The organism is Erythrobacter sp. CCH5-A1 (assembly GCF_001557115.1).
Classification (GTDB): domain Bacteria; phylum Pseudomonadota; class Alphaproteobacteria; order Sphingomonadales; family Sphingomonadaceae; genus Erythrobacter.
In genome coordinates this window covers 1-19,107 of record NZ_LSKQ01000230.1, presented here as the reverse complement: position 1 = coordinate 19,107, position 19,107 = coordinate 1, and the positions used below count along the sequence as shown (strand labels likewise).

The following is a 19,107-nucleotide window of genomic DNA, read 5'->3' as shown; positions in this document are numbered from 1 at the left end:
GGGCGATGCACGTCATTTTCCGCGAAACGCACGGGATGGAGGAAACCGCCGTCCCGCAGGATCTGGGGCAGGAGCCTGCGGATCTGGTGGTCCTGTCCTTTTCGGACAGCGATCTGGGCGCATTCGCCGCGGCCTGGCATCAGGCCCGCGCGGGCAATGCTGCATTTCCTTCGCTGCGGCTCGCCAATCTGGCGGCGCTGATACATCCCCTGTCGGTCGACACATATGTCGAGCGGACGCTGTCGGGTGCAAAGGCGATCCTGATCCGGCTGATCGGCGGCACGCCGTACTGGAGCTATGGGCTGCAACAGGTCGAGGCGCTGGCCCGGTCGCGCGGGATCGTGCTCGCGGTGCTGCCCGGCGATGGCTGGGAGGACGAGCGGCTGGATGCGGTTTCGACCGTGCTCGTGCCTGCATTGCGCGAACTTGCGCAGTGGTGCGATGCTGGCGGTGCAGTGGCGGCGCAGGCGGCGCTTGCCACGCTGTCGCAGCTGGCGGGGCTGATCGATGCCCCCGCCCGGACATGCGATCCGCTGCCGATGGCGGGAGGCTGGCATCCCCGCTTTGGCGTGGTCGATCCTGAAGCCTTTGTGCGCGATCCCGCAAGGCCGCTGGTCATGATCGTGTTCTATCGTTCTTACCTGACCGCCCACGATCTGGACCCGTTTGCCGCCCTGCATACCGCGTTCGAGCAGCACGGTTTTGATGCGCTGTCGATCTTCGTCCCCTCACTGAAAGCCCCGCAGGTGCGCGAACAGGTGGACCGCTGGGTGCGCGGACTTGGCCCGGCAGCGATCATCAACGCTACCGCTTTTTCCGCGCGGGGCGAGGACGGCGCCACCCCGCTTGATGGCGCGGGCGTTCCCGTGTTTCAACTGGCGCTCGCTACGTCCAGCCACGCGGGCTGGGCAGGGGCATCGCGCGGGCTGTCTCCGGCAGACCTTGCCATGCATGTCGTGTTGCCCGAGATCGACGGGCGGGTGTTTGCAGGCGTCGCCAGTTTCAAGGAAGCGGGCGCGCGCGACCCAGCGCTTGGTTTTGCCCGCACTATCCATCGCGCCGATCCTGACCGGATCGAGGCGACTGCCGCACGGGTGGCCGGATGGATATCGCTGGCCCAAAGGCCGGTTGCCGAGCGGCGGGTGGCCTTGGTCCTGTCGACTTATCCCGGCAAGGCATACCAGATGGCCCATGCCGTTGGGTTGGATGCGCTCGCCTCCGCCGAAGCAATATTGTCCGACCTGCGCGAGGCGGGATATGCCACGGATGGCCAGACCGATCTCGCGGTGCAGCTTGAACGCGAGCATCTGCACTGGCCGCTGACCGTATATCGCAAAGCGCTGGGGGCATTGCCGGAGGCGTTGCGCACTGATCTTTACGCTGCGTGGGGCGAACCGGACGCCGATCCGGCTGTCACTGCTGGCGCGTTCCGTTTTGCTTCGGTGTCTATCGGCAATGCGTTGGTGGCGTTGCAGCCCGAACGCGGCGAGCGCGCCGGGCGTGATGGGGACTATCACGACCTCTCCCGCTGTCCGCGCCATGGCTATGTCGCCTTCTATCTCTGGCTGCGCGCGCGGGGTGTGGACGCGTTGGTCCATATCGGCGCACATGGCACGCTGGAATGGCTGCCGGGCAAGTCAGTTGCCCTTTCCGGTACTTGCTGGCCCGAGGCGCTGACCGGCGCGATGCCGGTGATCTATCCGTTCATCGTCAACGATCCCGGAGAAGCTGCGCAGGCCAAACGCCGGATCGGTGCGGTTACTATCGGACACGTTCCGCCGCCACTGGTGCAAACTAAAAGCGGCGCGGGCCTGGCACGGATCGAGGCGCTGCTGGATGAATTCTCCAATGCTGACGGGCTGGACCCGGCCCGCCGCGACCGCCTGCAAGCCAGCATCCGCGACGAAGCGCGCGTGCTGGGGCTGGAGGCGGAACTGGGCCTTGATGGCGCGGCCACGCTGGTCGAGGCGATCACCCGGATCGATCGCTTCGTTTGCGACGTCAAGGAAAGCCAGTTCGGTGACGGGCTGCATGTGTTCGGGCGGGGCGATCAGGGCGCAGCCGAGCGGGCCGGATTGCTGGCGGCGCTGGACGGACGGTGGGTTCCGCCCGGTCCTTCAGGCTCCCCCTTTCGCGGGCGCAGCGATGTGCTGCCGACCGGGCGGAACCTCTATGCGATAGATCCGCGCGCGGTGCCGTCGCGCGCCGCCCATGCACAAGGTGTCACGCTGGCAGAGGAGCTGATCCGACGACATTTGCAGGATCATGGCGACTATCCGCGCGGGCTGGTGGTCGATCTGTGGGGATCGGCCACGATGCGCACGGCGGGTGAGGAATTCGCCATGGCGCTGCACCTGCTGGGCGCAAAACCGCTGTGGGACATGACATCCGAAAGAGTGACCGGCGTCGAAATCCTGCCGCTGGCGCTGATGGACCGCCCCCGCATCGACGTGACACTGCGGGTTTCAGGCCTGTTCCGCGATGCCTTCCCGGCGTTGCCCATGCTGTTTGGCCAGGCGGTGCGCGCGCTGTGTTTGCGGGATGAACCAGCGGACTGGAACCCGTTTGCGGGGCAGGCAGCGGCCCCGCGTGTCTATGGCCCGGCTCCGGGCCGCTATGGACTGGGTCTCGGCGATGCGGCCGAGTTCTATACCGATGCGGCCCGGCGCGCTGCCGGAGAGGCGTGGCTGGCGGCATCGGACCATGCGTTTGACGCGACCTCCGATGCGACCGGGGCCGTCCCTGATCCAGACGGCCTGCGTCGGCGCGTTGAAGGTGCAGACGCCTTTGTCCATCTTCAGGACTTGCCCGAAACCGACCTGCTTCTGGCCGCCGACTATGCTGCACATGAGGCGGGCTTTGCCGCTGCCAAGGCGCTGATGGGCGGTTCGGCGGCGCTCTATCACCTCGACAATCGCGACCCGTTGAATCCGGCCGCGCGCACTCTGACCGAAGAGATCGCCCGCGTCGTCCGCGCCCGTGCCGCGCATCCGGGCTGGATCGCAGGCATGATGCGCCATGGTTTTCGCGGCGGCGCGGAACTGGCGGCGACGCTGGATCATATGGGCGCCTTTGCGCACCTTTCAGATAGCGTGCAGCAGCATCTGTTCGACCTCTATCACGATGCGACGTTGGGCCAGGCCGATGTTCGCGCGTTTCTTGCGCGCGAGAATCCCGGTGCGCTTGCGGCGATGGAAGCCCGCTTTGCCGCGCTTCATGCCGCAGGGCTGTGGCAGACCCGGCGCAATTCCATCCTCGCCAGTCTGCCCAGCCATGAGGATCGGACATGACGAGCCCTGTGGTAAAAGGCTGGTGCCCCGATGCATGGCGCCCGATGATGGCGGGCGACGGGTTGCTGGTGCGAGTAAAACCCCGGCTTGGCTGCCTAACCCGCGCGCAAGTGTTGGGCCTGTGCGATGCCGCCGTGGCACACGGCAATGCCCTGATCGACATCACCGCCCGCGCCAATCTCCAGCTTCGCGGGGTGCGCGAAACCGGCTGGCAGACGCTGCTCGACCGGTTGCTGGCGCTCGATCTGGTGGAGAGCGATCCCGTCATCGAACAGCGGCGCAACATTCTTGTCGCGCCGGATTGGCGGGTCGGTGATGACAGCCACCGCATCGCAGGCGAGTTGCTGACCCGGCTGGATGAGTTGCCCGATCTGCCGGGCAAGATGGGCTTCGTTATCGATGCTGGTCGGGCCTGCGCCCTGCACGGCGAGGTGGGCGATTTTCGCATCGAGCGCGACGAAAAAGGCGGCCTGATCCTGCGCGCCGATGGCCATCCGGGCGGTGTCGCGGTTGCCGCAGGTCGGGAAGTGGACGCCCTGATCGCGTTGGCACACTGGTTTGCGGCCAGCGGTGGCGCGGAAGCGGGGCGCATGGCCCGGCACACGGCTGCCCTGCCCGAATGGGCCTGTGGCGACATTCTGCCTGCGCCGTCGGCTGCTCGCATCGTGCCCGGCGTCCATGATCTGGGCTGGGCTTATGGCCTGCCGTTCGGCCGGATAGAGGCGCCGATACTGGCTGGTGTGATGGAGGCATCGTCTGCCCGAGCAGTGCGGATTACCCCGTGGCGGGTGCTCGTATTAGAAGGCGCGCCTGCCAAGCAGGTGGACGGCCTGATCACCGACCCTGCCGATCCGCTGCTGCATGTCGATGCCTGTCCGGGCGCGCCGTGCTGCACGCAGGCGTCGGTTGAAACCCGCGATCTTGCCCGCCGCCTTGCTCCGCATGTCGCGGGACGGCTGCATGTTTCGGGCTGTGCCAAGGGCTGTGCCCGCCCGCGCGCCGCCGATGTCACGCTGACCGGCAGGGATAGCCTGTTCGATCTTTCCCTGAACGCGCGCGCCGGAGGGCCTGCGGTTCGCTCCGCGCTTGGCCCGGCCGACATTCTTGCCCATTTAGGAATCGCTTGATGCCCCATATCTATGAAACCGATGGCGCGGCCATTTATCGCCAGTCCTTCGCCACGATCCGCGCCGAAGCCGATCTTGCGCACTTTTCGGCCGATGAGGAGCCGGTGGCGGTGCGCATGATTCATGCCGCCGGGATGGTCGAACTGGCAGCGCTAATCCGCTTTTCGCCCGGCTTCGCACAAACGGCCAGCGCCGCGCTGGCCAATGGCGCGCCGGTGCTGTGCGATGCGCGGATGGTGTCCGAAGGGATCACTCGCGCCCGCCTGTCGGCCAACAATCCGATCATCTGCACGCTCAATGCGCCGCAAGTGCCGGACATGGCGCGGGCCATGGGCAACACCCGCTCCGCTGCCGCGCTGGAACTGTGGCGACCGCATCTGGCGGGCGCGGTGGTGGCCATCGGCAACGCGCCAACCGCGCTGTTCCATCTGCTGAATATGCTGGAAGATCCCGATTGCCCACGACCGGCGGCAATCATCGGCTGTCCGGTGGGCTTTGTCGGCGCGGCCGAATCCAAGGCCGCGCTGTGGGCCGCGCCGCCGGTGCCGTGTTGCATCGTCGAGCGTCGTCTTGGCGGCAGCGCGATCACGGTGGCCGCGATCAATGCTTTGGCGAGCCGCGCCGAATGAACTTGCCGCCAAAAATCGGAACGATCCACGGCGTCGGGCTTGGTCCCGGTGCTGCCGATCTGCTGAGCGTGCGCGCCGACCGCCTGGTGCGCGGCGCGCGCCACGTTGCCTATTTCCGCAAGGCCGGACGACCGGGTCAGGCGCGGCGGATTGTCGAAGGGATGCTGCGCGCCAACGTGATTGAAATCCCGATGGAATATCCTGTAACGACCGAGATTCCGCTATCCGATCCCCGCTACAACGACTGTCTTTCCGCCTTCTATGCCGAATGCACGCAGCGATTGCTGGCGCTGGCGCTGGCGGGCGAGGACGTGGTTGTGCTGTGTGAGGGCGATCCGTTTTTCTACGGTTCGTTCATGCATCTTCATGGCCGTTTGGCGGGCTTGGTCCCGGTGACGGTGGTGCCGGGTATCACCGGCATGGCCGGGGCATGGAACGCGACCGACATTCCCATCACGTGGGGCGATGACGTGCTCACCGTCGCGATGGCGACCTTGCCGGAGGATGAACTCGCGCGGCGCATCCGCGATACCGATGCGCTGGTGGTGATGAAGATCGGGCGCAACCTGCCCAAACTGCGCCGCGCGGTGGCGGCGGCGGGACGCGAAGATGCGGCCTGGCTGGTTGAACATGCCGCCATGCCCGGTCAGCGAGTCACGCGGCTGATCGAGGCGACCAGCGTCACGCCCTATTTCTCGATCCTGCTGATTCATGGACAGGGAAGGCGGCCATGAGCGGCTGGCTATCCATCGCCGGTCTGGGACCGGGGGATGAGGCACTGATCACGCCCGAAGTCACCGCCGCTCTGGCCGGGGCGAGCGATGTCATCGGCTATATTCCCTATGTTGCCCGCATCGCCCCCCGCGCGGGGCTGACGCTGCACCCGTCCGACAACCGGGCGGAGCTGGATCGCGCGGCCCATGCGCTGGAACTGGCGGCGCAGGGGCAGCGCGTGGTGGTGGTGTCCTCTGGCGATCCGGGCGTTTTCGCCATGGCCGCTGCCGTGTTCGAGGCGCTGGAGGCTGGCCCGGCCCATTGGCGCAATCTCGACATTCGGGTGCTGCCCGGCATCACCGCCATGCTGGCCGCCAGCGCACGGGCGGGCGCGCCGCTGGGGCATGATTTTTGCGCCATTAACCTGTCGGACAATCTCAAACCCTGGCCGCTGATCGAAAAGCGGCTGCGATTGGCGGCGGAAGCAGATTTCGCCATGGCCTTTTACAACCCGAGGTCGAAGGCCCGGCCTGAAGGGTTCAAACGCGTGCTGGAACTGCTGCGCGAGGTGTGCGGCCCTGATCGCCCGATCCTGTTCGCCCGTGCGGTTTCGACGCCTGACGAGCAATTGCGGATCGTACCGCTGGGTGATGCGCGCGCGGAGATGGCCGATATGCGCACGATGGTGATCGTCGGATCAAGCATGACGCGGATCATCGATGGGCCCGCGCGCCCGATCCTTTACACCCCCCGGTCGGTCACGGTTTCAGCATGATGACCCAACCAGGAAAGCACATCTTGGGTATCATAAACCTCGGCCCGGTTGGGAATGGCGGGACGGTCAATCATCAGGATCGGCAAGCCCAGATTGCGCGCCGCGATCAGCTTGGCATCGGCGCCGCTGCCGCCCGCATTCTTGCAAACCACCAAATCGATGGCGTGGGTCTGCAACAATGCGCTGTCTCCAGCGGTAGTGAACGGACCGCGATCCACGATCAGCGTGTGATGGGGCAAGCCCGGCGGCTGTTCCGGCACATCCACGAAGCGCAGCAGATAGTGGTGCTGTGGCTGGGCGGCGAAGGCTTCCACATGCATTCGTCCCAGCGCCAGCATGATGCGGCGGGCCGGGCCTGCCAGCGCGGCGACCGCGCCATCGATATCGGCAACGCGGGTCCAGCGGTCACCGGCGACCGGTTCCCACGCCCGGCGGGTCAAGGCGACATGGGCCACACCCGCCAGACGGGCCGCCTCCACCGCGTTTGCGCTCATCGTCGCGGCGAAGGGGTGGGTGGCATCGACCAGATGAGTCACGCGATGGTGGCGCAGATAATCGGACAGCCCCGCAACTCCGCCGAACCCGCCAACCCGCACCGGAACCGGCTGAGCACGGGGGTTTGCGGTCCGTCCGGCATAGCTGAGCGTCGCCGCAATGCCGCGCTGCGCGAGCAGTCGGGCAAGCGCGCTGGCCTCGGTTGTGCCGCCCAGCAGGAGGACATTGGGCATGGTTGAGTCCTCTCCTGAAGCGTGGTTGACGATCATCGGCATAGGTGAGGACGGGCCGGATGGCCTGTCCGCCGCTGGCCGCGCGGCGCTGGCGCAGGCTGAACTGGTGATGGGACCGGCCCGGCACCTTGCGCTGCTGCCCGCGATTACCTGTCCTGCGATAGAATGGCCAGTGCCGTTTGCCGACGGTATTGACCTTTTGATGCAACATCGCGGACGGCGCGTGGTGATGCTGGCCTCGGGCGATCCGTTCTGGTTCGGCGCGGGAACGAGCGTGACGCGGCATCTGGAGCGGCATGAGTGGGTGGCTCATCCGGCCCCATCTACCTTTAGCCTCGCCGCCGCGCGATTGGGCTGGGCGCTTCAGGACGTGGCCTGCCTTGGCCTGCACGCCGCGCCGCTGGAGCGGCTGAGACCTCACCTTGCGGCGGGACAACGAATCCTGGCGCTGCTACGCGATGGCGAGGCGGTGGCCACATTGGCAGACTGTCTGTCCGGGCAGGGCTTTGGCGCGTCAGTGCTGCACGTGATGGAAGCATTGGGCGGACCACGCGAACGGATGCGTCAAGTGACCGCCGAAGCATTGTCGTTCACCGACATCGCCCATCCGGTTGCGGTCGGGATCGATTGTGCGGGCCATGGTGAGAGCTTGCCTCTGACAGCGGGCCGCCCGGACCACTGGTTTGCATCGGACGGGCAGATCACCAAGCGCCCGGTGCGTGCACTGACGCTGTCGGCGCTGGCCCCGTGTGCCGGTGAACTGCTGTGGGATATTGGCGCAGGATCTGGATCGATCGGGATCGAATGGCTGCTGGCCCACCCGGCCAACCGGGCCTGCGCGATAGAGGCCGATCCGGTGCGCGCCGAGCGGGCGCGGGCCAATGCGGTCGCTTTGGGTGTCGATCAACTGAAGGTTGTCGTCGGGATCGCGCCGGATGCCTTGCCGGATGCTCCGGCACCCGATGCGGTGTTTATCGGCGGCGGATTGTCGGAAGCCTTGCTGGACACACTATGGGCACATTTGCCCGTCGGAACGCGGCTGGTGGCCAATGCGGTGACGCTGGAATCAGAAGCACTGCTGACGCGCTGGCATGGCCAAAAAGGCGGGAGTTTGCTGCGGATCGAACTGTCAGATGCCGCCCCGCTGGGTAACCGGCACGGCTGGCGCGCGCGCTATCCGGTGGTGCAATGGAGCGTGACGCTATGATTGTCGCAGGCTTCGGCTTTCGGTCGGGCGCGGCCTTGCCTTCGCTGCGCGCTGCGTTTGCGCTGGCAGGGCAGGGGCAGCCGCCGGTCACGCATCTTGTCACCGCGCATGACAAGCTTGCGGCGCTGCTGCCGCTGGCCGAAGTGCTGGGCCTGCCGCTGATGGGCGTGGCGTCCGATGCACTGGCCGCCGTTTCCACCCCCACGCGCTCCACCGCCAGCCTGAACGCCCGTCACGTCGGCAGCGTGGCAGAGGCATCGGCGCTGGCAGCCGCAGGTGCAGGCGCGCGCCTGCTGGGGCCGCGCCACACCTCCCCCGATCGCATGGCGACATGCGCCATTGCCGCCAGTGTCAACCTTCAGGAACCTACGACATGACCGTCCACTTCATCGGCGCCGGTCCCGGCGCGCCCGACCTGCTCACCTTGCGCGGACGCGATCTGATCGCGGGCAGCCCGGTGTGCCTTTACGCCGGGTCGCTGATCCCGGTCGCCGTGCTCGATCATTGCGCGCCGGACGCCCGGATCGTGAATACCGCGCCGCTGGAACTGGACCAGATCATGGCCGAGATCGCTGCTGCACATGCCGCCGGGCACGATGTGGCGCGGCTGCATTCAGGCGATCTTTCGGTCTGGTCGGCGATGGGCGAGCAATTGCGCCGCCTGCGCGCGCTGGACATTCCTTTTACCGTGACACCCGGTGTCCCGGCGTTCGCCGCCGCCGCTGCTGCGCTGGAGGCAGAGCTGACGCTGCCTGCGCTGTCGCAATCGCTGGTGCTGACCCGCACGCCGGGCCGCGCCAGCACTATGCCGCCTGCCGAAAGCCTGACGAATTTTGCCGTGACCGGCGCGACGCTGGCCATTCACCTGTCGGTCCACAATCTGGCGCAAGTGGTGGCCGACCTGACGCCAGCCTACGGCGCGGATTGCCCCGTCGCTGTGGTCTGGCGCGCCAGCTGGCCTGATCAACGGATCGTGCGCGCCACGCTCGACACGGTCGAGCAGGCCGTGGCGGGAAGCATGGAGCGCACCGCCCTGATCCTAGTCGGGCGAGTGATGGCGGCTGAGAATTTCGCTGAAAGCAGCCTCTACGCACACGGCTATGACCGCCGCTTCCGGCCCCAGGATGCCTCTTCGCGCTTCTCGGAGGCATCCGAATGAGCGTGCCGGGCTTGATCATTGCCGCCCCGGCATCGGGGACAGGCAAGACCACGGTGATGCTGGGCCTGCTTCGCGCGCTGAGCGAGGACGGACTGACGGTGCAGCCGTTCAAGAGCGGACCGGACTATATCGACCCAGCGTTTCACCGGGCGGCTTGCGGCAGGTCGTCGTTCAACCTTGACAGTTGGGCAATGGACGGCGAGCTGCTCGACGCTATCGCGGCCGAGGCGGCAGGGGCGGACATGGTGCTCGCCGAAGGGTCGATGGGGCTTTACGATGGCGTTGCCAGCAACGGTGCCTCAGGCAACGGCGCCAGCGCCGAAATGGCGCGCCGCATGGGCTGGCCCGTGGTGCTCGTGCTGGACGTTTCCGGGCAGGCACAGTCAGCAGCAGCCACTGCGCTGGGCTTCAAGAGCCTCGATCCGCATTTGCCGTTCGCGGGCGTGATCCTCAATCGTGTCGCCAGTCCGCGCCATGAACGACTGGTGCGCAAGGGGATGGAGGCGGTCGGGATACCTGTCCTGGGGGCGTTGCCCCGGCGCGGCGACCTGACCTTGCCTGAGCGCCATCTGGGGCTGGTGCAGGCTGTCGAGCATCCCGACCTGGACCGGGTGATCGCTGACTACGCCGCGTTCTTGCGCGCCCATGCCGATCTCGACGCCATTCGCCGCGCGGCGAGGCGGATTCCAGTGCCAGCGGATCGGGTCGAGAGCCGCCTTCCGGTGCCCCCGGCACAGCGCATCGCCATCGCGCGCGACGCAGCCTTTTCCTTCATCTATCCGCACTTGGTGGAGGGCTGGCGACGGGCCGGGGCGGAAATCCTGCCGTTTTCTCCGCTGGCCAATGAAGCGCCAGCATCCCATGCCGACTGCGTCTGGCTGCCGGGCGGCTATCCCGAACTGCATGCCGGCAAGCTTGCGGCGGCGGGCATCTTCCTGTCCGGCCTGCGCAACCATGCCGAAACGCGCGCAGTCCATGGCGAATGTGGTGGCTACATGGTGCTTGGCGAGACTCTGATTGACAAGGCGGGCGTCGCCCACCGCATGGCCGGTCTGCTGGGGCTGGTCACCAGCCATGCCGAGCGCAAGATGCATCTGGGCTATCGCCTTGCCGAATTGCTGTCGCCCATATCGGGCATTCCTGTTGGCACACGACTGTGCGGGCACGAGTTCCATTACTCCACCATTGTCGAACAGCATGATGCCCCGCTGGCCCGCGTCACCGACGCCAATGGTGATGCGGTGGCCGAAACCGGATCGCGGCGGGGGCATGTGACGGGGACGTTCTTCCACATGATTGCACCCCTCAATAGCGGGGGTATGGCATGAGCGGTTTCGTGTCATTTGTCGGAGCGGGGCCGGGCGATCCTGACCTCCTGACGATAAAAGCCGCCGCACGTCTCGATGCTGCCGATGCCATCCTTTTCGACGACCTGGCATCGCGGACGATCCTCGATCGCGCGCGCCCGGACGTGAAACTGGTCCCGGTCGGCAAACGGGCAGGACGCCCCTCGCCCACGCAGGCCGAAGTCAACCGGCAGCTGGTGGAACATGCTCAGACTGGCTTGCGCGTGGTGCGGCTCAAATCGGGGGACGCCGGCATATTCGGACGACTGGAGGAAGAGATAGACGCGCTGCGCAAGGCCGGGATCGCGTTTGAAATCGTTCCGGGCGTCAGCGCAGCAAGCGCGGCGGCGGCAGCGATCGGCATTCCGCTCACCCGGCGTGAACAAGCACGACGGGTACAGTTTGTGACCGGCCACGGCGTCAATGGACAGTTGCCGGACGACCTCAACATGGCCGCGCTGGCCGATCCGCGCGCGACAACGGTTGTGTACATGGCGCGGCGAACCTTTCCCGCGCTGGTCGAACGGCTGCTGGAGAGCGGGATGGCGCCCGAAACGCCCGCCATCCTTGCCGAGAATGTCGGACACCAGGATCAGCGCATCACCAAAAGCAGCATCACCGGCCTGGCGCGCGTGCTGGCCGAGGGCGGTCCGTCCGACCCGGCCATCGTCCTCTACGGCCCGCTGGCGGAAGAAGCATGATCGACCTCCATCTCATCGGTATCGGCACCGGCAATGCGGATCACCTTACTGCCGAGGCTGTTCGCGTGATGAACGAGGCCGATCTCATCCTGCTGCCGCGCAAGGGGAGCGCGAAATCTGCTCTGGTCGATTTGCGCCGCACGATCTGTGCGCAGGTCCTGCGCCGGCCCGTGCGGATCATCGAATTCGACATGCCGGTGCGGGACGCGAGCATGCCATATATGCAGGCGGTTGACGAATGGCATGACGCCATCGCGGCGGCGTGGCGCGAACGGATTGCAACGCATTTGCCGAATGGCGGGAGGCTCGCCTTGCTGGTCTGGGGCGACCCCTCGCTTTATGACAGCAGCTTGCGGATCTCTGATCGGCTCAAGGCTGCCGGCGTCGAGACAACGGTTCATGTGGTCCCCGGAATTACCAGCATCCAGGCACTGACCGCGGCCCACGCCATTCCCCTCAACCCGTTGGCGGGAAGCGTCACGATCACCACCGGCCGGATGCTGCGCAAGCACGGCTGGCCTGCGGGGGCGGACACGGTCGTGGTGATGCTCGACAGCGGCTGTGCGTTCGAGGCGATCGAGTCCGCCGGAATCGAAATCTGGTGGGGCGCCTATCTTGGCATGCCGCAACAAGCGCTCGAACGGGGGACTCTGGCCCAGGCCGCGCCCCGCATCGCCGCGCGCCGCGCTGACCTTCGCGCGCGCCACGGCTGGATCATGGACGTTTATCTGATGCGAAAGGAACTGGCCGATGGAAGCCGATAACAATCAGGTCGCGCGAGAGGATATTGCGGACGGAGACGCGCGGCATGCTGAAAAGATGCGCAAGAAGCAGACCGCCCAGGCCAAAATCATGGCCAATAAGACCCGCGAGAAGGGCCTGCTGATCGTTCATACCGGCAAGGGCAAAGGCAAGACCAGCGCCGCGCTTGGCATGGTGGTGCGCGCCATCGGCCACGGCATGAAAGTGGGCGTGGTCCAGTTCGTCAAAGGGGCGATGAAAACGGGTGAAAAGGCCGTGTTCGATGCCTTCCCCGACCATGTAGAATTCAAGCCGATGGGCGAGGGTTTTACCTGGGATACGCAGGACCGCACGCGCGACATTGCGGTGGCCCGCGCCGGCTGGGACGAGGTCAAGCGCATGATCGCCGACCCCAGCTATCACATGGTTCTGGCCGACGAACTGAACATCGTGCTGCGGTATGACTATCTGCCGGTCGATGAAGTGGTGGCGGTGCTGACCGCGCGCGACGCGATGAAGCACGTCATCGTCACGGGCCGCAATGCCCCCGACGCGCTGATCGAGGTGGCGGACCTTGTCACCGAGATGACCATGGTCAAGCACCCCTTCCGTTCGGGCGTGAAGGCCCAGGCCGGCATTGAATTTTGACCGGGGATCGAATTCTGAGCGACGCCCCGCCTGTGTTCGACGCGGAATTTGCGGAGCAATTCACGCAATTGCTGCGCTGGCGCCGCGATGTTCGGCATTTCGACCGCCGCGCCGTGGCCGAAGCGGATATGGGCGCGTTGCTGGCCAGTGCCGCGCTCGCGCCGTCGGTCGGTAATGCCCAGCCGTGGCGCTTTGTCCGCGTGCGGACGCCTGACATTCGGGAGGCGCTGGCCGCCCATGTCGACGGGCAAAGCGCCCATGCGGCAGAGCGTTATGCCGGGCAGGAGCGGTACGATCACTACCTGTCGCTCAAGCTGCACGGACTGCGTGAGGCGCCCGAGGTGATGGCGGTGTTCTGCGACGAACAGCCCGAGGCGGGGCACGGCCTTGGCATTGCCACCATGCCCGAAATGCTGCGCTATTCCTGTGTGCTGGCGATCCACAACTTGTGGCTGGCGGCGCGGCTGCGTGGGCTTGGCCTTGGCTGGGTGTCGATTGTCGATCCACCGGCCGTCCATACCCTGCTGGATGTTCCCGCCACCTGGTCGCTGATCGCGCTGCTGTGCATCGGCTACCCGGCGGACACGTCCGACACCCCCGAACTGGAACAGCGCGGCTGGCAACCCCGCGAGCCGTGGAACGACCGGGTGTTTGAACGATGATCCCCAATAGAAAGACAACGACATCATGCTGATACCCGTGGAGGATGGCCCCGCTATCGTGGCCTGCAACACCTGTCGTCACAGCGCCGACGCGCGTGAGGACGCCGCCGGAACGCGCGGCGGCGCGCAACTTGTGGCGGCGCTGCGCTCGGTTCAGGAAAGCGATGCGCGCTATGCCGGGGTCGCCGTCCAGGAAATGCCCTGTCTGTTTGCCTGCACCGATTTCTGCACCATTCACCTGCGCGCGCCGGGCAAGGTCGGCTATGTACTGGGCCGGTTCACGCCGGACGAGGACGCCGCCACCGCCATTCTGGACTATGCGGTCCACTATGCCGCCAGCGAGCATGGCCGGGTGCCGTTCAAGCAATGGCCACAAGGCGTGAAGGGGCATTTCATCACCCGCACCCCGCCGCCGGGCTTCGTCGCGGAATGAGCCGGTTTGTCACGCTTGCCGCGTTTGAAGCGGCGCTTGAGCATTTGCCCTCGGCCGATGCGGACGCCATCGCGGCGGCGCGCGCGCGGCAGGCCAGCCTGACCAAGCCGGCCGGATCGCTGGGGCGGCTGGAGGACATCGCGGTGTTCATGGCAGGATGGCAGGGCACGGCGCAGCCGGTGATCGAACGGGGCAGCGCGGCCATCTTTGCCGGCAATCACGGCTTCGTCGTCCACGGCGTCAGCGCCTTTCCCGCCAGCGTGACCGCTGCGATGGTCGGCAATTTCGCTGCCGGAGGCGCGGCGATCAATGCACTGGCCGCGGCCGCCGGACTGGACTTCAAGGTCACCGCGCTCGATCTCGACCGGCCCACGGCGGATTTCACCGTCGTGGCGGCTATGGACGAGGCGGATTGCCTTGCCGCATTGTCCGCCGGAGCGGCGGCGGTGGAGCCGGGGCTGCACCTGCTGATCGTCGGCGAAATGGGCATTGGCAATTCGACCGCCGCCGCCGCGCTCTGCGCGAGCAGCTATGGCGGCACACCCGCGTCATGGGTCGGGCCGGGAACGGGGGTCGATGCGGACGGCATAGCGCGCAAACTGGCGGTGGTGGAACGGGCGCTGGCCTGTCATGCCGATGCGCCGGACACCCCCTTTGAAATCCTGCGCCGATTGGGCGGGCGCGAAATCGCGGCCATCGCCGGGGCCGTGCTGGAGGCGCGCCGTCTGCGTATTCCGGTGGTGCTGGACGGGTTCATCAGCTGTGCCGCGCTGGCGCCGCTGGCCGCCGCAATTCCGGCGATCACCGATCATTGTCTGGCGGGCCATTGTTCCGCCGAGCCGGGGCATATCCGCCTGCTGGGGCATCTGGGCCTCGATCCCCTGCTGTCACTGGGTATGCGCCTGGGCGAGGGCAGCGGCGCGGCACTGGCCGTGTCGATCATCCGCGCCGCGCTGGCCACGCACAACGGCATGGCGACATTTGCCGAAGCCGGGGTGGCGGACGGCCTGTGAGCGGCTTTCCTCTCTATTTCCTGCGTCACGGCGAACCGGACGGCGCGGGGCGGCTGATCGGTCGCACCAATGCCCGGCCCACCGCCTCCGGCATCGCCGCCTGCGTCGATCGGGCGCGCGATCTGGCAGCCGAAGTGCTGATCGCTTCCGACCTGTCCCGTGCGCGGTTGGCGGGCGAAGCCATCGCGCTGGCAACCGGCGTGCCGCTGTCCACCGATCCCCGCTGGCGCGAGCTGGACTTTGGCGCATGGGACGGGATGGCACCGGGCGATGTCGAAGGCGCGGCGCTGGCGCGGTTCTGGGACGATCCCGATGGCGATGCGCCGCCCGGTGGAGAGCGCTGGTCGGCGCTGGTGGACCGTGTGTCCGCTGCGATTGACGATCTGGCCGCCCGGCCGACGCTGATCGTCACCCACGCTGGCGCAATGCGCGCGGCGCTGGCTGTGCTGTGCGGGTTTGACATGCGCCAGACGTGGGCAGTTGATCTGCCATACAACGGCCTGTTGTCGTTGCGCGTCTGGCCCGGAGCAATCCCCACGGCACAGATTGCGGGACTATATCCGTGAAGGGCTTCATCATCGCCCTGCAATTTCTGACACGCCTGCCGATGCCGGCGATTGTCGTTGATGATGCCGCGTTCGCCCGGTCGATGCGCTGGTTTCCCGCTGTAGGCCTGGTGATTGGCGCAGCGGTTGCGGGAGCCGCATGGGCAGGCGCGCTGGTCGATCACCGGCTGGGCGCATTGGCCGCGCTGATCGTCTGGGTGGGCGTGACCGGCGCGCTGCACCTTGATGGCCTGGCCGACCTCGCCGATGCCAGCGGTGCGGCGCATAAAGATCGCGAGCGGCTGCTGGCCGTTCTGGCCGATCCCCATGTCGGCAGCTTCGGCGTTGTCGCGATTGTGCTGCAACTGCTGAGCAAGTTGGTGCTGCTGGATATGCTGGTGGATGCACGGGTGTTTGGCGCGCTGGTACTGGTGCCGTTTGCCGCGCGCATCGGCCCGCTGGTGTGGACATGGTGGCTGATGCCGCTGCATCAGGGGCTGGCGGCACGATTCCGTTCCGCCATCGGCCCGATCGATATTGTAATCTGGGCCGCCGCGCTGGCCGCAGCATCATGGTTCTATCCGGCGCTTCTGGTCACGCCATTGCTGGTCCTGTGGTGGGGCTGGCATGTGCGCCGGACGATGGGCGGGATTTCCGGCGATGGCCATGGCGCAGGCATCGAACTGATCGAAACCGGCTTGCTGCTGAGCGTGGCAATCACGGGCCTATGGATACACACGACATGAACAGCTTCAGTTTTCACGGCGGCAGGTTGGCCGATGCCATGGCGCAGTTCGGAATGGGCAAGGCGCCTTGGATCGACCTGTCCACCGGCATCAACCCGCATGGCTGGCCCGGCGCGGACAATCTGGCAGTGGACTGGCAGGCGCTGCCCGACACCGGCGCGCTGAACGATCTGGAGGCCGCCGCCGCCGCCTGTTTCGGCGCGGACCCTGTCCATGTCTGCGCTGTTCCGGGCACGGAGATCGGCTTGCGCATGCTGGGCGATATCCTGCCCGGCCCCGCTATCCATGCCCAGCCCAGCTATCGCACCCATGGCGAGATGATTCCCCGCAGCCGTCCCGTGGTCCTGACCGAACTGGCGGGGACAGAGGATGCGACGATCATCCTCGCCAATCCCAACAACCCCGATGGCCGGATCATGCCGCCTGCCACCCTGCTTGGCTGGCTGGAGGCGCGGCGCGGTGATGATGGCTGGCTGGTCGTGGATGAAGCCTTCGCCGATGCCGCCCCGCACAGCAGTCTTGCCGCCCACGTCGACGACCAGCAGCGGCTGATCATCTTCCGCTCGTTCGGCAAATTCTTCGGGCTGGCCGGGGTGCGGCTCGGCTTTGTGCTGGGACCGCGCGGGGTGATCGCGCAATATCGTCAGCGGCTGGGCAGTTGGCCGCTATCGGCGGCGGCGCTGGCCATCGGCACAGCGGCCTATCGGGATGCGGACTGGATTGCCGCCATGCGGATGGCCTTGCGCGAACAGGCGCACGCGCTGGACGCGGTGCTCGCACGGCGCGGCTTCAGCGCGGTGGGAGATTGCCCGCTGTTCCGGCTGATCGAAACGGCCGATGCCACCGCGCTGTTCGAACGCCTTGCGCGCCATGCCATCCTGACGCGGCCGTTCGATTACGATCCACGCTGGCTGCGCCTGGGCCTGCCCGCCGACCGTGAGGCGCTGGATCGCCTCGATGCGGCGCTGGCTGATGATTGAGCCGACTGCTTTCCTGGCCTTGGTACTCGACGCGGCAGTGGGCTGGCCTCAGCCGCTGTATCGCCGGATCGGCCATCTGGTGGGCGTCTTTGCGCGGATTATCGCCGCGCTGGAACGGCGCTGGAATGTCCCCTCGCGTTCCGATGGACAGCGGCGCATGGCCGGGGCAGTCACCGTCCTGATCCTGCTGGGTGTGGCGGGCGGTGCGGGGTGGGTGCTGCAAAGTCTGCTCGTGGCCTTTGCCGGAGCCTGGGCCTGGCCCTTGGTCGCGGTGCTGGCCTGGCCGGGTCTGGCGCAGCGCAGCCTCTACGATCACGTCCGCCCCGTTGCCGAAGCGCTGGAACGGCAGGATCTGCCAGCCGCGCGCACCGCAGTCGGCATGATCGTTGGCCGTGATACGGCGGCGCTTGATGACGCGGGTGTTGCCCGAGCAGCCATCGAAAGTCTGGCGGAAAGTTTCTGCGACGGGGTGGTCGCGCCGTTGTTCTGGCTGCTGGTGCTGGGCCTGCCGGGAATCTGGGCGTACAAAGCGATCAACACCGCCGACAGCATGATCGGGCATCGCGAGGAGCGATGGCGCGACTATGGTTGGGCTGCGGCCCGCACCGACGATGCGATGAATCTCGTGCCAGCACGTCTTGCGGGATTGCTGATCTGCCTGTGCGGCGGGGGTGGCTGGCGGATATTGTGGCGCGATGCGTCCAACCATGCCTCGCCCAACGCGGGCTGGCCAGAGGCGGCAATGGCCGGGGTGCTTGGTCTGCGACTGGGAGGGCCAATCGCCTATGACGGCATTCTTTCACCCAAGCTCTGGATCGGCGAGGGCGATCGCTCTGCCGGGGCAGAGGATATTCGGCGTGGGCTGGGCGTCTATCGCCGTGCTTGCCTGTGTCTGTGGTTCATGGCGGGGGGAGTGGCATGGGCGCTATAATGCTTCAGGGCACTGGTTCTGATGTGGGCAAATCCGTGCTGGTGGCGGGGCTGTGCCGCGCCCTAGTGAAACGGGGGCTGCGGGTCTTGCCGTTCAAGCCGCAGAATATGTCCAACAATGCGGCGGTCACCAGCGATGGCGGTGAGATCGGCCGAGCGCAGGCTTTGCAGGCGATAGCGTGCAAGGTGGAGCCGCATACCGATATGAACCCGGTGCTGCTGAAGCCACAGGCCGACCGCACGTCGCAATTGATCGTGCATGGCCGGGTGCGCGGCACATTGGGCTCGGGCAATTTCCGGCAGGTGCGCGGGGAGCTGCTCGGCGAGGTGATGGCCAGCTATGACCGGCTCCGTCAGGCTTGCGATATCGTCGTGGTCGAGGGGGCCGGGTCGCCTGCGGAAATCAACCTGCGCGGAGGCGACATTGCCAATATGGGCTTTGCGCGCGCGGCGGGCGTGCCGGTCGTGCTGGTCGGCGATATCGATCGCGGCGGGGTCATTGCCGCCATCGTCGGCACGAAAACGATCATCGACCCGGCGGATGCGGCGATGATCGAGGGTTTCATCATCAACAAGTTCCGGGGCGATCCAGCCCTGTTCGCCGATGGTTATCGCCAGATCGAAAGCCTGGCAGGCTGGCGGGGATTCGGCGTGGTGCCGTGGCTGGGCGCGACCGCACGGCTGCCAAGCGAAGACGCCGTAGTGCTGGAGCGCGGTGGGGTGAGGGCGGGCG

The 19,107-nt window shown here is 66.7% G+C and carries 21 protein-coding genes; 20 read left to right on the top strand and 1 reads right to left on the bottom strand.

Features of this window, described 5'->3' with window-relative positions:
* Positions 1 to 5: 5 nt before the first annotated feature.
* Genes cobN through cobJ form a run of 5 tightly spaced genes read left to right on the top strand, consistent with a single transcriptional unit; the run spans position 6 to position 6,535 of the window.
* Entirely contained in the window at positions 6 to 3,290 is a 3,285-nt protein-coding gene (cobN, locus tag AX708_RS13835) for a cobaltochelatase subunit CobN (protein ID WP_060979859.1), read from the top strand.
* Positions 3,287 to 4,417 (top strand): precorrin-3B synthase, encoded by a 1,131-nt coding sequence (gene cobG, locus AX708_RS20020; RefSeq protein ID WP_060979855.1) that lies wholly within the window; start codon positions 3,287 to 3,289, stop codon positions 4,415 to 4,417. The genes cobN and cobG overlap by 4 nt, the downstream gene beginning before the upstream one ends.
* Positions 4,417 to 5,046 (top strand): precorrin-8X methylmutase, encoded by a 630-nt coding sequence (locus tag AX708_RS13820; protein ID WP_060979854.1) that lies wholly within the window; start codon positions 4,417 to 4,419, stop codon positions 5,044 to 5,046. Before cobG ends, AX708_RS13820 begins: the two co-directional genes overlap by 1 nt.
* Positions 5,043 to 5,780, top strand: a complete 738-nt coding sequence (gene cobI, locus AX708_RS13815; RefSeq protein ID WP_060979853.1) for a precorrin-2 C(20)-methyltransferase — start codon at positions 5,043 to 5,045, stop codon at positions 5,778 to 5,780. The genes AX708_RS13820 and cobI overlap by 4 nt, the downstream gene beginning before the upstream one ends.
* A complete protein-coding gene (gene cobJ, locus AX708_RS13810; protein ID WP_060979852.1) occupies positions 5,777 to 6,535 on the top strand; it encodes a precorrin-3B C(17)-methyltransferase in 759 nt (252 codons plus the stop codon). The genes cobI and cobJ overlap by 4 nt, the downstream gene beginning before the upstream one ends.
* Here cobJ and AX708_RS13805 read toward each other — a convergent pair.
* Positions 6,502 to 7,263, bottom strand: a complete 762-nt coding sequence (locus tag AX708_RS13805) for a cobalt-precorrin-6A reductase (protein ID WP_060979851.1) — start codon at positions 7,261 to 7,263, stop codon at positions 6,502 to 6,504. The genes cobJ and AX708_RS13805 overlap by 34 nt on opposite strands.
* Between AX708_RS13805 and AX708_RS13800 the strand changes: the two genes are divergently transcribed.
* The 15 genes from AX708_RS13800 to AX708_RS13730 all read left to right on the top strand — a co-directional run.
* A complete protein-coding gene (locus AX708_RS13800; protein ID WP_060979850.1) occupies positions 7,262 to 8,470 on the top strand; it encodes a bifunctional cobalt-precorrin-7 (C(5))-methyltransferase/cobalt-precorrin-6B (C(15))-methyltransferase in 1,209 nt (402 codons plus the stop codon). The genes AX708_RS13805 and AX708_RS13800 overlap by 2 nt on opposite strands.
* The gene (locus AX708_RS13795) at positions 8,467 to 8,847 is read left to right on the top strand and encodes a cobalamin biosynthesis protein (protein WP_060979849.1); all 381 of its coding nucleotides are present in this window, start codon (positions 8,467 to 8,469) and stop codon (positions 8,845 to 8,847) included. Before AX708_RS13800 ends, AX708_RS13795 begins: the two co-directional genes overlap by 4 nt.
* Positions 8,844 to 9,629, top strand: coding sequence for a precorrin-4 C(11)-methyltransferase (gene cobM, locus AX708_RS13790; protein WP_060979848.1), 786 nt, complete (start codon positions 8,844 to 8,846; stop codon positions 9,627 to 9,629). Before AX708_RS13795 ends, cobM begins: the two co-directional genes overlap by 4 nt.
* Complete coding sequence (locus AX708_RS13785) at positions 9,626 to 10,957, top strand: cobyrinate a,c-diamide synthase (RefSeq protein ID WP_066212720.1); 1,332 nt, start codon at positions 9,626 to 9,628, stop codon at positions 10,955 to 10,957. Before cobM ends, AX708_RS13785 begins: the two co-directional genes overlap by 4 nt.
* Positions 10,954 to 11,676, top strand: a complete 723-nt coding sequence (gene cobA / locus AX708_RS13780; protein WP_060979846.1) for a uroporphyrinogen-III C-methyltransferase — start codon at positions 10,954 to 10,956, stop codon at positions 11,674 to 11,676. Before AX708_RS13785 ends, cobA begins: the two co-directional genes overlap by 4 nt.
* Positions 11,673 to 12,440, top strand: a complete 768-nt coding sequence (gene cobF, locus AX708_RS13775; protein ID WP_060979845.1) for a precorrin-6A synthase (deacetylating) — start codon at positions 11,673 to 11,675, stop codon at positions 12,438 to 12,440. The genes cobA and cobF overlap by 4 nt, the downstream gene beginning before the upstream one ends.
* Complete coding sequence (gene cobO, locus AX708_RS13770) at positions 12,427 to 13,065, top strand: cob(I)yrinic acid a,c-diamide adenosyltransferase (protein ID WP_060979844.1); 639 nt, start codon at positions 12,427 to 12,429, stop codon at positions 13,063 to 13,065. The genes cobF and cobO overlap by 14 nt, the downstream gene beginning before the upstream one ends.
* 32 nt (positions 13,066 to 13,097) lie before the next feature.
* The gene (gene bluB, locus AX708_RS13765) at positions 13,098 to 13,727 is read left to right on the top strand and encodes a 5,6-dimethylbenzimidazole synthase (RefSeq protein ID WP_099046562.1); all 630 of its coding nucleotides are present in this window, start codon (positions 13,098 to 13,100) and stop codon (positions 13,725 to 13,727) included.
* Positions 13,728 to 13,752: 25 nt separating this feature from the next.
* A complete protein-coding gene (locus AX708_RS13760; RefSeq protein ID WP_060979843.1) occupies positions 13,753 to 14,160 on the top strand; it encodes a DUF1636 domain-containing protein in 408 nt (135 codons plus the stop codon).
* Positions 14,157 to 15,173 (top strand): nicotinate-nucleotide--dimethylbenzimidazole phosphoribosyltransferase, encoded by a 1,017-nt coding sequence (cobT, locus tag AX708_RS13755; protein ID WP_060979842.1) that lies wholly within the window; start codon positions 14,157 to 14,159, stop codon positions 15,171 to 15,173. The genes AX708_RS13760 and cobT overlap by 4 nt, the downstream gene beginning before the upstream one ends.
* Positions 15,170 to 15,739 carry a histidine phosphatase family protein gene (locus AX708_RS13750; protein ID WP_060979841.1) on the top strand — a complete coding sequence of 190 codons (570 nt, stop codon included), beginning with the start codon at positions 15,170 to 15,172 and terminating at the stop codon, positions 15,737 to 15,739. The genes cobT and AX708_RS13750 overlap by 4 nt, the downstream gene beginning before the upstream one ends.
* Positions 15,736 to 16,464, top strand: a complete 729-nt coding sequence (gene cobS / locus AX708_RS13745; protein ID WP_060979840.1) for an adenosylcobinamide-GDP ribazoletransferase — start codon at positions 15,736 to 15,738, stop codon at positions 16,462 to 16,464. The genes AX708_RS13750 and cobS overlap by 4 nt, the downstream gene beginning before the upstream one ends.
* Entirely contained in the window at positions 16,461 to 17,444 is a 984-nt protein-coding gene (gene cobD / locus AX708_RS13740) for a threonine-phosphate decarboxylase CobD (RefSeq protein WP_060979839.1), read from the top strand. Before cobS ends, cobD begins: the two co-directional genes overlap by 4 nt.
* Positions 17,437 to 18,375, top strand: coding sequence for an adenosylcobinamide-phosphate synthase CbiB (gene cbiB, locus AX708_RS13735; RefSeq protein ID WP_060979857.1), 939 nt, complete (start codon positions 17,437 to 17,439; stop codon positions 18,373 to 18,375). Before cobD ends, cbiB begins: the two co-directional genes overlap by 8 nt.
* A partial coding sequence (locus AX708_RS13730) for a cobyric acid synthase (RefSeq protein ID WP_156454577.1) occupies positions 18,363 to 19,107 on the top strand: 745 nt, incomplete at its 3' end. The genes cbiB and AX708_RS13730, both read left to right, overlap by 13 nt.

Coding starts and splice junctions, on each gene's coding strand:
- cobN (WP_060979859.1), top strand. CDS start 6: ATGCACGTCATTTTCCGCGAAACGCACGGGATGGAGGAAACCGCCGTC.
- cobG (WP_060979855.1), top strand. CDS start 3,287: ATGACGAGCCCTGTGGTAAAAGGCTGGTGCCCCGATGCATGGCGCCCG.
- AX708_RS13820 (WP_060979854.1), top strand. CDS start 4,417: ATGCCCCATATCTATGAAACCGATGGCGCGGCCATTTATCGCCAGTCC.
- cobI (WP_060979853.1), top strand. CDS start 5,043: ATGAACTTGCCGCCAAAAATCGGAACGATCCACGGCGTCGGGCTTGGT.
- cobJ (WP_060979852.1), top strand. CDS start 5,777: ATGAGCGGCTGGCTATCCATCGCCGGTCTGGGACCGGGGGATGAGGCA.
- AX708_RS13800 (WP_060979850.1), top strand. CDS start 7,262: ATGGTTGAGTCCTCTCCTGAAGCGTGGTTGACGATCATCGGCATAGGT.
- AX708_RS13805 (WP_060979851.1), bottom strand. CDS start 7,263: ATGCCCAATGTCCTCCTGCTGGGCGGCACAACCGAGGCCAGCGCGCTT.
- AX708_RS13795 (WP_060979849.1), top strand. CDS start 8,467: ATGATTGTCGCAGGCTTCGGCTTTCGGTCGGGCGCGGCCTTGCCTTCG.
- cobM (WP_060979848.1), top strand. CDS start 8,844: ATGACCGTCCACTTCATCGGCGCCGGTCCCGGCGCGCCCGACCTGCTC.
- AX708_RS13785 (WP_066212720.1), top strand. CDS start 9,626: ATGAGCGTGCCGGGCTTGATCATTGCCGCCCCGGCATCGGGGACAGGC.
- cobA (WP_060979846.1), top strand. CDS start 10,954: ATGAGCGGTTTCGTGTCATTTGTCGGAGCGGGGCCGGGCGATCCTGAC.
- cobF (WP_060979845.1), top strand. CDS start 11,673: ATGATCGACCTCCATCTCATCGGTATCGGCACCGGCAATGCGGATCAC.
- cobO (WP_060979844.1), top strand. CDS start 12,427: ATGGAAGCCGATAACAATCAGGTCGCGCGAGAGGATATTGCGGACGGA.
- AX708_RS13760 (WP_060979843.1), top strand. CDS start 13,753: ATGCTGATACCCGTGGAGGATGGCCCCGCTATCGTGGCCTGCAACACC.
- cobT (WP_060979842.1), top strand. CDS start 14,157: ATGAGCCGGTTTGTCACGCTTGCCGCGTTTGAAGCGGCGCTTGAGCAT.
- cobD (WP_060979839.1), top strand. CDS start 16,461: ATGAACAGCTTCAGTTTTCACGGCGGCAGGTTGGCCGATGCCATGGCG.
- cbiB (WP_060979857.1), top strand. CDS start 17,437: ATGATTGAGCCGACTGCTTTCCTGGCCTTGGTACTCGACGCGGCAGTG.